This window comes from Novosphingobium huizhouense (assembly GCF_020179475.1).
GTDB classification, from domain to species: domain Bacteria; phylum Pseudomonadota; class Alphaproteobacteria; order Sphingomonadales; family Sphingomonadaceae; genus Novosphingobium; species Novosphingobium huizhouense.
The window spans coordinates 320,047-333,495 of record NZ_JAILXZ010000003.1 but is presented as its reverse complement, the minus strand read 5'-3'; the positions used below and the strand labels follow the sequence as shown (position 1 = coordinate 333,495).

General features: G+C 68.7%; 11 protein-coding genes. 4 read left to right on the top strand and 7 right to left on the bottom strand.

Annotated features, from left to right (window positions below; translation table 11 throughout):
• Positions 1-2 precede the first annotated feature (2 nt).
• Positions 3-1,292: an acyl-CoA dehydrogenase family protein gene (locus K3A85_RS13500; protein WP_225207041.1), complete on the top strand. Its 1,290-nt coding sequence runs from the start codon at positions 3-5 to the stop codon at positions 1,290-1,292.
• A 78-nt stretch (positions 1,293-1,370) separates the two neighbouring features.
• On the opposite strand, the gene metK is transcribed toward K3A85_RS13500, so the two are convergent.
• From metK to hisS, 6 genes are all read right to left on the bottom strand, one after another.
• Positions 1,371-2,597, bottom strand: coding sequence for a methionine adenosyltransferase (gene metK, locus K3A85_RS13495; RefSeq protein WP_225207040.1), 1,227 nt, complete (start codon positions 2,595-2,597; stop codon positions 1,371-1,373).
• A gap of 39 nt (positions 2,598-2,636) precedes the next feature.
• Positions 2,637-4,235: an apolipoprotein N-acyltransferase gene (lnt, locus tag K3A85_RS13490; RefSeq protein ID WP_404822938.1), complete on the bottom strand. Its 1,599-nt coding sequence runs from the start codon at positions 4,233-4,235 to the stop codon at positions 2,637-2,639.
• A gap of 91 nt (positions 4,236-4,326) precedes the next feature.
• A complete protein-coding gene (locus K3A85_RS13485; RefSeq protein ID WP_263624856.1) occupies positions 4,327-5,358 on the bottom strand; it encodes a DUF4167 domain-containing protein in 1,032 nt (343 codons plus the stop codon).
• Between the two features lie 202 nt (positions 5,359-5,560).
• The gene (prmC, locus tag K3A85_RS13480) at positions 5,561-6,430 is read right to left on the bottom strand and encodes a peptide chain release factor N(5)-glutamine methyltransferase (protein WP_225207039.1); all 870 of its coding nucleotides are present in this window, start codon (positions 6,428-6,430) and stop codon (positions 5,561-5,563) included.
• Positions 6,427-7,491, bottom strand: coding sequence for a peptide chain release factor 1 (prfA, locus tag K3A85_RS13475; protein WP_225207038.1), 1,065 nt, complete (start codon positions 7,489-7,491; stop codon positions 6,427-6,429). The genes prmC and prfA overlap by 4 nt, the downstream gene beginning before the upstream one ends.
• Positions 7,491-8,756 (bottom strand): histidine--tRNA ligase, encoded by a 1,266-nt coding sequence (gene hisS, locus K3A85_RS13470; RefSeq protein WP_225207037.1) that lies wholly within the window; start codon positions 8,754-8,756, stop codon positions 7,491-7,493. The genes prfA and hisS overlap by 1 nt, the downstream gene beginning before the upstream one ends.
• Positions 8,757-8,917: 161 nt before the next feature.
• Here hisS and K3A85_RS13465 point away from each other — a divergent pair, with 161 nt between their 5' ends.
• From K3A85_RS13465 to ppa, 3 genes are all read left to right on the top strand, one after another.
• Positions 8,918-10,879, top strand: a complete 1,962-nt coding sequence (locus K3A85_RS13465) for a M61 family metallopeptidase (RefSeq protein ID WP_225207036.1) — start codon at positions 8,918-8,920, stop codon at positions 10,877-10,879.
• Entirely contained in the window at positions 10,876-11,535 is a 660-nt protein-coding gene (locus K3A85_RS13460; RefSeq protein WP_225207035.1) for a DUF1345 domain-containing protein, read from the top strand. The genes K3A85_RS13465 and K3A85_RS13460 overlap by 4 nt, the downstream gene beginning before the upstream one ends.
• A gap of 116 nt (positions 11,536-11,651) precedes the next feature.
• A complete protein-coding gene (ppa, locus tag K3A85_RS13455) occupies positions 11,652-12,191 on the top strand; it encodes an inorganic diphosphatase (protein ID WP_225207034.1) in 540 nt (179 codons plus the stop codon).
• Positions 12,192-12,231: 40 nt separating this feature from the next.
• On the opposite strand, the gene K3A85_RS13450 is transcribed toward ppa, so the two are convergent.
• Positions 12,232-13,422: a mechanosensitive ion channel domain-containing protein gene (locus tag K3A85_RS13450; protein WP_225207033.1), complete on the bottom strand. Its 1,191-nt coding sequence runs from the start codon at positions 13,420-13,422 to the stop codon at positions 12,232-12,234.
• Between the last annotated feature and the right edge of the window lie 27 nt (positions 13,423-13,449).

Here is a 13,449-nt window from a genome sequence, read left to right as displayed (position 1 = left end):
CCATGGACTTCGATCTGCCGCAGGACCTGCTCGACTACCTCGACGAACTCGACGCCTTCATCGCCGCCGAGATCAAGCCGCTCGAGGAGCAGGACGACAACATCCGCTTCTTCGACCACCGCCGCGAATGGGCGCGCACCGATTTCGAAAACGGCGGCCTGCCCCGCCACGAATGGGAGCAACTGCTGGTCGAGGCGAGCAAGCGCGCCGACAAGGCCGGGCACTGGCGGTTCTCCGCACCCAAGAAGTATGGCGGCAAGGACGGCTCGAACCTGTGGATGGCGGTGATCCGCGATCGCTTCGCCGCAAAGGGCCTCGGCCTGCACAACGATCTGCAGAACGAGCACTCGATCGTCGGCAATTTCCCGTTCGTCGCGATGTTCGAGCATTTCGGCACCGAGGAGCAGCAGAAGGAGTTCATCGTCGGCGGCTTCGAGCGCACCCGCCGCACTGCGTTCGGCCTCACCGAGCCGGAGCATGGCTCCGACGCGACGCACATGGAGACGCGCGCCGTGCGGCAGAGCCGCGACGGCGTCGACGGCTGGCTGATCAACGGCGAGAAGATGTGGACGACCGGCATGCACGTCGCCACGCACGTCGCCACGTTCTGCCGCACCTCGGGTGAAGACGGCGCCGCGCGCGGGATCACCTGTCTGCTGGTGCCGGCCGATGCGCCCGGGCTCAAGGTCGAGGAATACCTGTGGACCTTCAACATGCCGACCGATCACCCGCGGGTGTCGTTCACCGACGTGTGGGTGCCGGAGAGCGCGGCTCTGGGGCCGGTCGACGGCGGGCTCGCCATCGCGCAGTCGTTCGTTCACCAGAACCGCATCCGCCAGGCGGCATCCTCGCTGGGCGCGGCGACCTACTGCATCGAGCAATCGGTCGACTATGCCCGCGCGCGCAAGCCGTTCGGCGAGGATCTCGCGCGCAACCAGGCCATCCAGTTCCCGCTGGTCGAACTCGCGACGCAATGCGAGATGCTGCGCGCGCTGATCTACAAGACCGCGTGGCAGATGGACAAGATGGAGCATGTCCAGATCGAGCGCGAACTGTCGGACAAGATCTCGATGTGCAACTACTGGGCGAACCGGCTGTGCTGCGAGGCCGCCGATCGGGCGATCCAGGTCCATGGCGGCATCGGCTACTCGCGCCACAAGCCGTTCGAGCACATCTATCGCCATCACCGCCGCTATCGCATCACCGAGGGCGCGGAGGAGATCCAGATGCGCAAGGTGGCCGGTTACCTGTTCGGCTACATGGGGCCGAAGCGGGCGAAATACGCAAAGTAACCACGTCTGGCGGCACGAATGAAAAGGGGGCGGCAGCCGCGCGGCTGCCGCCCCCTTTCTTTGTCCGTCGCGGGGCGATCAGGCCGCGAGCGCAGCCTTGAGGTCGTCGACCAGGTCGGTCCGCTCCCACGGGAACAGATCGCCCTCGGGCTTGCGGCCGAAGTGGCCATAGGCCGCCGTCCTGGCGTAGATCGGCTTGTTGAGGCCGAGATGCGTGCGGATGCTGCGCGGAGTCAGGCCGCCGAGGCGCGCGATGCCGAGGATCGCCTGCTCGATCTTGTCGTCGGCCACGGTGCCGGTCTCGTGCGTGTCGACGTAGAGCGACAGCGGTTCGGACACGCCGATGGCATAGGCGATCTGGATCGTGCAGCGCGTGGCGAGGCCTGCGGCGACCACGTTCTTGGCGAGGTAGCGCGTGATGTAGGCAGCCGAACGGTCGACCTTGGTCGGATCCTTGCCCGAAAACGCGCCGCCACCGTGAGGCGAGGCGCCGCCGTAGGTGTCGACGATGATCTTGCGGCCGGTCAGCCCTGCGTCACCGTCGGGGCCGCCGATCTCGAACGCACCGGTCGGGTTGATGTAGTACTTCGTCTCGCGAAGCAGCACCGGCGGGATGACCTCGGCGACGACCTTCTTCACGTAGGCTTCGAGTTCGGCGTACTTGGCCGCATCGGCATGGTCGCCGGTGAGGCAGTAGCCAGGCTTGTGCTGGGTCGACACGACGACGGCCGTCGCTGCGACCGGCAGCGACCCCTCGTAGCGCAGCGTGACCTGGCTCTTGGCGTCGGGCTCGAGGAACGGCGCCGCGCCCGAGTGGCGGTCGGCGGCCATGCGCTCGAGGATCTTGTGGCTGTAGTAGAGCGTCGCCGGCATCAGGTCGGGCGTCTCGTCGGTGGCATAGCCGAACATGATGCCCTGGTCGCCCGCGCCTTCGTCCTTGTTGTCGCCGGCATCCACGCCCTGCGCAATGTGCGCCGACTGGCCATGGAGGTTGTTCTCGAAGCGGAACGTCTGCCAGTGGAAGCCGTCCTGCTCGTAGCCGATGCGCTTGACCGTTTCGCGCACGGTCTTCTCGATCTCGTCCTTCGCCCCGGGCGCCCACTCGTCGTTCTCGTAGACGCCCTTGCAACGGATTTCGCCGGCAAGCACCACCAGCTGCGTGGTTGTCAGCGTTTCGCAGGCGATGCGCGCTTCGGGGTCCTTCGACAGGAACAGGTCGACGATCGCGTCGCTGATCTGGTCGGCAACCTTGTCCGGGTGGCCTTCGGAAACGCTTTCGGAAGTGAACAGGTAGTCGGTGCGCATGGGGCCGGGTCCATATAAAGAAAGCTTTATGTCGCCCCTCTAGCCGACGCCCCGGCGCCTTGCAACCACCGCGATGACCAGCAGCACCGCCGCCCAGCCAAGCGCCAGTCCATTGCCTGCGCGCGCAAATGGCGTTGCGGCATGCGCGCGCGGCACGATCCCCTCCAGCCTGCCCGCGACGTTTCGCCCGACATGCTGGCGCACCACGCCGTTGGAGTCGATCACAGCGCTGATCCCCGTCGTCGTCGCGCGCAGCACGGGCAGGCCTTCCTCGATCGCGCGCAGCCGCGCCTGAGCAAGGTGTTGCGGTGGGCCCGAACTGCCGAACCAGCCATCGTTCGAGGGGTTGAAGATGTAGTCGGGACGATGGCGGCGATCGACCACCTCGCCCGAGAAGATGATCTCGTAGCAGATCTGGAACCCGGTCTTGCCGTAAGGCCCGAAGTCGATCGTCCGCGGTCCGGGGCCGGCAAAGTAGTCGAGCTCGCCGGCCACCAGCCGCGACAGGCCGAGCGGCGTGAGCCAGGCCCGCATCGGCAGGTATTCGCCGTAGGGCACCAGGTGCGCCTTGGCGTAGGATCCGCGGATCGCGCCGGCCGGGTCCACCGCAGTCACTACGTTCCACGCGCCGTTGACCGTTCCCCGGCGGTCCTGTGCAAGATCGACAGCGCCGGTCAGCAGAAGGCTGCCGGGCCCGATCACCCGCCCGATGCGGGCGCGGGCAAGAGCCGGATCGCCGGCATAGGTCGTGCCCGCATACCAGAACGGCGCGTAGCCTTCGCGCAGATAGTCGGGAATTCCGCTCTCCGGCCAGAGCACGAGCCGGGGCTGTCCCGGCGCCCGGGGCAGCGAAAGGCGGGCGATGCGCTGGAACTGGCTTTCGAACTGGCGGGGATCGTTGATCTCGTCCTGCGGCAGATCGGGCTGGACCAGCGTGTAGCGAAGCGTGCCCGGTTCCTCCTGCGGCGCCAGCGGCAGAAGGAACAGCACCACCGGCAGCGTTGCATGGACCGCGCCCGCCCGGCGCTTTCCCTGCGCCAGGCAGCGCCATGCGAACAGGCACTGGCCCGCAAGCAGTACGACCAGTCCCGACAGAGCGTAGGTTCCGGTCCACGCTGCCACGCTGGCGAGACCCGGGCGGTCAAACCCGCCGAGCGCTGCGGCGCCCAACGGGTTCCAGGCAAAGCCGGTAAAGACCCAGGCCCGCATCCACTCCGTCACGATCCAGCAGCCCGCGAAGGCCGGCACGATCGCAGCCCGCAGCCTGTGCGACAGCAACCACGCGGCGAGCGCGGCCATGGCGGGAAAGACCGCGAGATAAAGCGCCAGCAATACCACCGCGACCCATCCCAGCCACGCAGGCATCTGTGCCTGGTAGGTGAAGGCCGTCGCGATCCAGCTGTTGCCGACCGTGAAGAGGCCGACACCGAACAGCCAGCCGCGAAGAAACCCGTACCCCGGTCCGCGGGCGCGCTCCACCAGCGCCATCACCGCCGCCAGCGCCGCCAGCGTTGCCGGCCACAGCGCCAGCGGCTGGAATCCGGTGGCGGCCAGTCCGCCCAGCCCAAGCGGAAGCAGCATAGCGCCGAGGCTGGCGGCAGCGCGGGCGCGAACGGGCGTTGTCCGGATGCGGGTCATGGGTCCTTCGACGATGCTCCCGGCGCTATGTACGGCAAGGGGGCCGACCGCAAGCGATCGACCCCCTCCGATTGCCAGGCATCTGGTGCTCTCAGCCTTCCGCCGGCGCTGCCTCGGCCGCGGTGCTCTTGCGCGGTCGACCGCGACGCTTGGGCGCGGGCGCTTCTTCGGCGGCGGCGGAATCCGCGGCGGGCGAGGCTTCGGTTACGGCCACCGGAGCCTCCGCGGACGTGTCCTCCACTTCGGCCTTGCGCGCCCCGAAAGCAGGCGGAAGGCTTGCCGGATCGAGCGCCGGTGCGGGGCCGGTGTCCTGGTCCGACTTGCGCTTGCGCTCCGTCCGCGGCTTCAGCCCCCGCGAGGGGCGCGTGTCGCGCACGAAGGGATTGTCGCTGACGTCGCCGATCGGTTCGCCTTCTGCGGCGCGGACGCCTTCGCCGGGCAGCGGCGTTTCGGCAGTCGGTGCGAGCGACCGGGCGCTCTCGTCAAGACCCGCTTCGGGCGCACCGGCGCGGTCACGCCGCGGCTCGTCGGAGCGGGTTTCGTCGCGGCGGCGCTCGTCCCGCCGGCCGTCGTCGCGCCGGCTGTCGCTGCGGTCGCGGCGTCCGTCCTCGCGCCGATGTTCGTCGCGACGGCCATCTTCGCGTTGCCCTTCATCCCGGCGGCTATCGTCCCGGAGATTATCGTCTCGACGGCTGTCTTCACGGCGCCCTCCATCGCGGCGCTGTTCTTCGCGGCGGGACTGGGGCCGGTCGAAAGCGGGGAAGTCGTTCTCCATCGAGAACTCGCCGCTGTCGTCCTCGCTTTCGGCATCCTGCCAGCGGTCGCCGGAGACGCCACCGTTCTGGCGCGCCCGCTGCTCCTCCTGGCGAAGCCGGGTGTCCGCCATCACGCGGAAGTAGTGGTCGGCGAACTGGAGATAGTACTCGGCCTGGACGCGGTCGCCGTTGAGGTGGGCGTCCTGCGCAAGCTTGCGATACTTTTCGAGCAGTTGCGGCGCATTGCCCCTGGCACGGCTGTCGATGCGGTTGAGCTGCTGGCCGCTGCCACCATTGCTGCCGCCGCCCTGCGGACGATTGTTGCCGCGGCTGCGCCGACGGTTGTTGTTGCCACGATTGTTGTTCAACTCAGGCACTTCCTTGTCTGGGGCGGCCAGTCCGGTTCCAATGCACCCTGCTGCCGCGCAACCCTCCGCCACGGCGCCGCACCTGCAGCCCGTGCTATCCAGCACCTGCCTGCCTCCGGTCCGTCTTGACCGGCGATCGTGAGCAAATGGTGGAGCCGGCCGGGACGGGAAGCCTTCATCCGTCACCCTGCCTGACCCCTAATTAGGCAAGCGGCACGGCCTTGCCAAGAGCTATTTGGCTGCCGGGGCGCATTTCCACGGCTCTTTCGCGTCCGCCGAGATCGCGATGCAGCCGCGCCTCGAGCCCGGCGGCTTCGGCCATGGCCAGCACCGCCGCGCCCTGGGTCCAGCCGATCTCGAACAGCGCGATCCCGCCTTCGGACAGCAGTCCGGGCACGCAAGGGACGAGCCGGCGGTAATCGTCGAGACCGTCTTCCCCGGCAAACAGCGCGCTGGCGGGCTCGAACGCGCGGACCGAAGCGGCGAGCGGCTCGCCCGCCTCGATGTAGGGCGGATTGGCGAGGACCAGATCGAAGCGGCCGAGCCCGGCAGTCCAGTCCGGCTGCGTCCAGTCGCCTGCGCGCATCGATGCGCGCTCGCCTATCCCGAGCGCTGCTGCGTTGCGCGTGGCGACCGCCAACGCGCCTGCCGACCGCTCGATCCCGAGGCCCGTCGCTTCGGGCCAGAGCGAGAGCGCAGCGAGCAGGAGAGCGCCCGATCCGGTGCCGAGGTCTAGCACGCGGGGAGCGCTTGCCGCAGGCAGGGCAGTCCGCGCCGCGTCGATCAGCGTCTCGCTGTCGGCCCGCGGAATCAGCACGTCGGGTCCGACTTCGAAGTCGAGCCCGTAGAACTCCTGATGACCGGTGATGTAGGCGACCGGCTCGGCAAGCAACCGTCGCTCGACCAGCGCTGCGAAGCCGTCCGGCGCTGCGCCGGCCATATGCCGCAGCAGCATCTCGCTCCGCGTGCATCCCAGCGTGTGCGCCATCAGCACTTCGGCATCGAGCCGCGCCGTGTCGGAGGCGGCGGTGAGCCGCGCCGCAGCCGCACGCAGCGCCTCTGCGACCGTCACGCGTCCATCGCCGCAAGCCGCTTCGACTGGTCCTCCGCGATCAGCGCATCGACCAGTTCGCCAAGGCCCGGCCCTTCCAGCACCTCGGGCAGGCGATGCAGCGTCAGGTTGATGCGGTGGTCGGTGACGCGCCCCTGCGGGAAGTTGTAGGTGCGAATGCGCTCGGAACGGTCGCCGCTGCCGACCATCGCCTTGCGCGCCTCGGCTTCGGCGCCTTGCGCTTCGTCGCGCATCTTCTCGTAGAGCCGGCTGCGCAGGACCTGCATCGCCTTCGCCTTGTTCTTGTGCTGGCTGCGCTCGTCCTGGCAGATCACGACCAACCCGGTGGGCAGGTGGGTGATGCGCACGGCCGAATCCGTCGTGTTGACGTGCTGACCACCCGCACCGCTCGCGCGGTAGATGTCGATCTTGAGGTCCTTGTCTTCGATCTGCACGTCGACCTCGTCCGGCTCGGGCAGCACGGCCACGGTCGCTGCGCTGGTGTGGATGCGTCCGCCGCTTTCGGTCACTGGCACGCGCTGCACCCGGTGCACGCCGCTTTCGAACTTGAGCCGGGCGAATACGCCCTGTCCCGCCACATTGGCGACCACTTCCTTGAAGCCGCCCAGCTCGTTGGCGTTGGCGCTGATGACTTCCACCCGCCATCCCTGCTCGGCAGCGAAGCGCTCGTACATGCGGAACAGGTCGGCGGCGAACAGCGCCGCCTCGTCGCCACCGGTCCCCGCGCGGATCTCGAGCATCGCCGGCCGCGCATCGGCGCTGTCGCGCGGCAGCATGGCGATCGCCAGCCGGTGCTCGGCATCCGGCAGCGCGGTCTTGAGCCGCGCGATCTCCTCCTCGGCGAGATCGCGCATTTCCGGGTCGTCCAGTGCGGCAAGGCTTTCGAGCTCGCCACGCATCGCGCGGACTTGCTCGGCCACCCGGGCGACCGGTTCGAGTTCGGCATAGTCGCGGCTCGCCGCGATGAACTCGCCGCCTTCGAGGGTGCCCGAAGCAAGCCGCGCTTCCAGCTCGGCAAAACGCGCGATGATCTGCGACAGGCGCTGGTCGGAAACGCTCATCAGGCGGAGATATGCGCCGGGATCGCATGGAGCGGCAGGCGCGCCTGTTCGCCGGTGCCAAGGTTCTTGACGGTCGCCTCGCCCGCGGCCAGTTCGTCGTCGCCGACGATCAGCGCAAACCGCGCGCCGCTGTCGTTGGCGCGGCTCATGCGCTTCTTCATGTTGCCGCGGAAGCCCATCTCGACGACCAGCCCGCTGCGACGCAGCGTCGCCGCAAGGCCCATGCAGGCAGCCTCGGCTGCGGCGCCCATCGGTACGATCGCGACGTCCGCCGTGGGCTCCTTAACCTCGCGCGCATCGGCAACCAGCATCGCCAGCCGTTCGATCCCTGCCGCCCAGCCGACCGCCGGCGTCGCCGGGCCGCCCAGCGCCTCCATCAGACCGTCGTAGCGACCGCCACCGAGGACGGTGCCCTGCGCGCCCAGGCGGTCGGTGACGAATTCGAACGCGGTGTGGCGGTAGTAGTCGAGCCCGCGCACCAACGCCGGCGCGCGCGTCCAGGCGACACCCGCCGCGTCGAGTCCCTGTGTCACCTGCGCGAAGAAGTCCTGCGCCTCGGGCGAAAGGAATTGGTCGATCCTGGGGGCTTCTGCGGTGAAGACCTTGTCGCGCGGATCCTTGGAATCGAGGATGCGCAAGGGGTTGCGCTCGAGGCGGTCCTGCGAATCCTCCGATAGCTCGCCCTTCACGGCGCGGAAGTAGTCGATCAGCCCGGCGCGCCAGGCCTCGCGGCTGGCGGCGTCGCCCAGCGTGTTGAGCTGGAGCGTGACGCCATCTGCAATGCCCAGGTCCTGGAGCAGCTGGTCGGCCATCACCAGCAGTTCCACGTCCGCCTGCGGCTCGCCTGCGCCGATCACCTCGGCGTCGATCTGGTGAAACTGGCGGTAGCGGCCCTTTTGCGGCCGCTCGTAGCGAAACAGGGGCCCGTGCGTCGCGATCTTGAGCGGAGCGTGCTGCTGCCAGCCGTTGGTGAGATAGGCGCGCGCGAGGCCCGCGGTGAATTCGGGCCGCAACGTCAGCGATTCTCCGCCGCGGTCCTCGAAGGAGTACATTTCCTTCGAGACGACGTCGGTGGTCTCGCCCAACGAGCGCGAGAACACCGCCGTCTTTTCGAACACCGGCATCTCGACACGGCGGAACCGGTACAGCCTGCGCACGCGTTCGAACGTCTCGACCACGAAGCCGAAGGCCTCGGCATCGGCGCCGAAGATGTCCTGCGTGCCGCGGATCGCCTGGGGCGTGCTGGCGGAAGTTTCCTTGCTCATCGCGCGCGCCGATAGCGCCAAAGCACCGCTGTTGAAAGAGCGCGGCTGCACCGCTTGCCCGGTGGTTCTTCTCAGCCGCCGCGGGCATCCCCGTGGGCGCGGACGGGCCGCTGCCGCACCGCCGGCTTGCGCGGACGGTCGCATCGGGCCAAGCTGGCGCGATGCAAAAAACGTTCGGGTTCGCGCTTTTCCCTCTGCTTCTTGCCGCTGCTCCGGCCATCGCCCAAGTCCAGCCGGCTGCCAATTCCCGCCCGGTGGCCGCGCCGCTGCCGCCGCCGCTGCCCGAGCCGCAGGATACGCCCTATCCCGGGACGATCCTTCTCGATGTCGATGCAAGTGACGTCGCGAGCGGCGCGATGCGCGTTACCGAGACCATTCCGGTCGCGCCCGATACGACCCGGCTCACCCTGCTTCAGCCCCGTTGGCTCCCGGGCAAGCACGCCCCCCGCGGGCCGCTGGCGGAACTCGGCGGCCTCTCGTTCTCGACTCCCGACGGCGTGCGGCTGCGCTGGCGGCGCGATCCGGTCGCGGTCGAAGCCTTTCACCTCGAGCTCCCGCGCGGCACCCGCGAGATCGTCGCGAAGTTCGTCTACACCTCGCCGCTCCGCGATGCCGAGGGCCGCGTTGCCGTTACCCGCGAGATGAGCAATCTGCAGTGGGAGACGGTCAGCCTGTACCCTGCCGGGCACTATGTGCGCCAGGTCCGGCTGCGCCCCACCGTGCGCTTTCCCGCCGGCTGGAGCGTGTTCACCGCGCTCGACGGGGCAAAGCCGAGTGGCGGTCGCATGGGCTTTGCCGAAACCGACTACGAGACGCTCGTCGATTCCCCGATCTTCGCCGGCGCCTATGCCCAGCGCTTCGACCTCGGCCGCAATGTCTGGCTCGATGTCGTCGCCGACAAGCCGTCGCTGCTCGCGATCCGGCCGGAAAACCTCAGGACGTACCGCAACATGGTCGAGCAGGCACAGGCGCTGTTCGGCGCGCAGCATTTCGATCACTACGATTTCCTGCTCGCCCTTACCGACCGGATGGGCGGGATCGGGCTCGAGCACCACCGCTCGAGCGAGAACCAGATGGAGCCGCGGACCTGGGTCGACTGGACGGCAGGCGACTGGGATCGCAACGTCATCCCGCACGAGTTCGTACATTCGTGGAACGGCAAGTACCGTCGGCCGGCGCGCTTGTGGACGCCCGACTACTCGCAGCCGATGCAGAACGACCTGCTGTGGGTCTACGAAGGCCAGACTCAGTTCTGGGGCAATGTCCTGGCCGCGCGGTCCGGCGTGCAGAGCAAGGACACGGTTCTCGGCATGATCGCCAGCACCGCCGGGCTCTACACGCAGTACCCCGGGCGGACCTGGCGCTCGGTCGAGGACACGACCTTCGACCCGGTCTTCGCCGCGCGCAAGCCCAAGCCGTTCTCCTCGCTGGCGCGTGGCGAGGAGTATTACGGCGAGGGCATGCTGGTCTGGCTCGAAGCGGACCAGATCATCCGCGCCGGGACCGGCGGCGCGAAGGGCCTCGACGATTTCGCGCGCACTTTCTTCGGCATGCGCCAGGGGGACTGGGGGGTGCTGCCCTACGAACTCGACGACGTCATCGCCGCGCTGCAGGCAATCCATCCGTTCGACTGGGCGGGCTTCTTCGACAGCCGTATCCGCACTCCCGGCCAGCCGGCGCCGCTGGGGGGAATCGAACAAGGCGGCTATCGCCTCGTCTGGCGCGACGCGCCCAATGCCTACGACAAGGCGCGGATGGACGAGAGCAAGACGCTCAACCTCAACCATTCGCTCGGCCTCGCGCTCGACAAGGACGGCAAGGTCACCGCCAGTCGCTGGGACGGCCCGGCGATGCGCGCTGGGCTGGTCACCGGGATCCAGATCGTCTCGGTCAACGGCGTTGCCTACGATCCCGAAGGGCTCAAGGCTGCGGTCACTGCGGCGAAGGGCGCCGCAGCCCCGATCGCGCTCGTGGTCAAGCGCGACGACCAGGTCTTCCCGGTCGCGCTCGACTACCATGACGGACTGCGCTGGCCCTGGCTCGAGCGGACCGGGGACGTCGCGCCGAACGGCCTCGACCGGTTGCTCGCTCCCCGGCCGACGACCGGGCGCAAGGGCGCGTGAGGGGGCGGCTGCGCCTCGGCAAGCGCGTCGCCCCGCCGCGCTTCATCCTGTTCCTCGTCCTGCTCGTGGTGGGCGCGCTCGGCTGGCGCCTCGTCGTGCGGCCCGATGGCTGGGCGGAGCCGCTGGCGATGGGGTTCGATCTTGCCGCGCTGGCCTTCGTCGGTTCGCTCTGGCCGCTGGTGCGCGAAAGCGACGCCGGCGCGATGCGCCGCCATTCGGCCGAGAACGATGCCAACCGCATCTGGGTGCTGGGCATAACCACCGTGCTGACGGTGGTCGTCATGGCCGCGATCGCGGGCGAGCTGCCCCAGGCGAGCGCCGGCAGCACCCTCGCCATGGTGCGGCTGATCGGCACGCTCGCGCTGACATGGACATTCGCCAACAGCGTCTATGCGCTGCACTATGCGCACTTCTACTACAGCACCGGCGGCGAAGACGGCGCTGATGCGGGCGGGCTGGACTTTCCCGGCACGAAGACCCCCGACTACCTCGATTTCGCCTATTTCGCCTTCACCCTGGGGATGACGTTCCAGACATCCGACGTCGAGATCACCGCGCGTCCGGTGCGGCGGGTCGCGACGCTGCATTCGTTTGCCGCCTTCGTCTTCAACATCGGAGTCATCGCCTTCACGATCAACGCGTTGGGCGGAAGCTGAGGCGCGCCGCCGCACCCACGACATAAGTATTGTTGCGGCGCACAACCCGCTTCGCTAGAGCCCGCGCCAACTCGTGCGAAACCGGCCGGCGATCGGCCCAGCAGCAAAGGCAGACCATGCGCATCGACATGATTCCGACCGGCGACAATCCGCCCGAATGCCTGAATGTGATCATCGAGGTTCCGGTCGGCGGCGAGCCGGTCAAGTACGAGTTCGACAAGGCTTCGGGCGCGCTGTTCGTCGACCGCATCCTGCACACGCCGATGCGCTACCCCGCCAACTACGGCTTCGTGCCGCATACGCTGTCGCCCGACGGCGACCCGCTCGACGCGCTGGTCATCGCCCGCTCGCCTTTCGTCCCCGGCTCGGTGGTCCGCGCCCGGCCGATCGCGGTGCTCAATCTCGAGGACGAGCACGGCGGTGATGAAAAGCTGGTCTGTGTCCCCGACGACAAGACCTTCCCCTACTACCGCGACGTTGCCGAAAAGGCCGACCTGCCCGAGATCGTGCTCCAGCAGATCGAGCACTTCTTCACACACTACAAGGACCTCGAGAAGGAAAAGTGGGTCCGCGTCGGCACCTGGGGCGGCGCCGAGGACGCCAAGCGCATCACGCTCGAAGCGATCGAGCGCTACCACGCCGACAAGGCTGCCTGACCGGGATCGATGCGCCGACCCCGCTCGGCGGCGCGGCGCGTCATTCCACCGGGCGGCCGGTATCGAGCAGATCCTGGCCGTCGTCCTTCACGGCGCGCTCGCGCTCGGCCATCTGTGCGATGTGGCGCTCGGGCGCCACGTCCGCAGACGCCGGCGGGTGCTCCGATCCGTCCGCCTCGACGTCCGCCCTGCGCTCGATCCGCACGCGGGTCCCGGCAAGCGCAGCGGGCAACCCGGCCTCGCGCAGTGCATGGCGCACGCGTTCCATCGCGCTGGTGCGGGCCTTGCCGAAGTCGGTCCTGGTCTGGTCGACCCAGGCCCCGAACCGCAGCACTTGCGTCGCGCCGGCCATGTCGACCAGCTCGGCTCCAGGCTCGGGCCGGGTCAGCACGAAGTCGAGCCCGCGCAGCACGTCGAGCCCGACGCCGCGGGCGCGACACGGGTCGGCATCGGGCGGCAGCGGATAGTCGAAGCTGAACTTGCGCTGCGGGTTGGCGGTGAAGTTCAGTATCACCGCCTTGAACACCGTGCTGTTCGGGATGCGCAAGTGGTTGCCGTCGCCGGTGATCAGGATCGTCGCCCTGCTGGTCAGGCGGACCACGGTGCCCTCGTGATCGTCGATCCGAACCGAATCGTTGGCGCGAAACGGTTGGCGAACCGACAGCATCAGCGAGGAGACGTAGTTGTCGATCGAATCGCGCACGGCAAAGCCCACTGCGATTCCGATCACGCCCGCACCGCCAAGCACGGCGCCGAGCAGCGCCGTCGCCCCCACGATCTCGAGCGCCAGCACGACGCCGCCGACCACGAACACGAAGCGGATTGCGGTGGCGATCAGTTCTGCCAGGAACGGGTTGGGCGCGAGCTTGGCCCAGAGCCGCCTGCGCGCCGCGATCGCATAGCCCAGCATTCCGACGAGTATCGCCGCAAGCAGCGCCACGCCGATCAGCGGCAGCGCCCGCCACAGCTCGCGCGCCTTGCCGGTCACGCCTTCGACCGCCGGGTCGAGATTGGTGCCGACCTCGAGGTCTCGCTTCAGCCGGCTCTGCACGGTGACCACGCCCCCGACCCGCCCGGCGATAGCGCCAGCCTGGTCGATCGCGGCCTGGTCCGCGACCGTCCCCGCAAGCGTGACCACGCCCGCCGAAACCCGAACCGTCACGGACCGGAGCGCCGGGATTTCGGCGAAGATCGCGCGGATGCGCCGCGCGATGCGGACGTCGTCGGTCACGCTGCCGTCAGGCGCGATCGCTCCAGC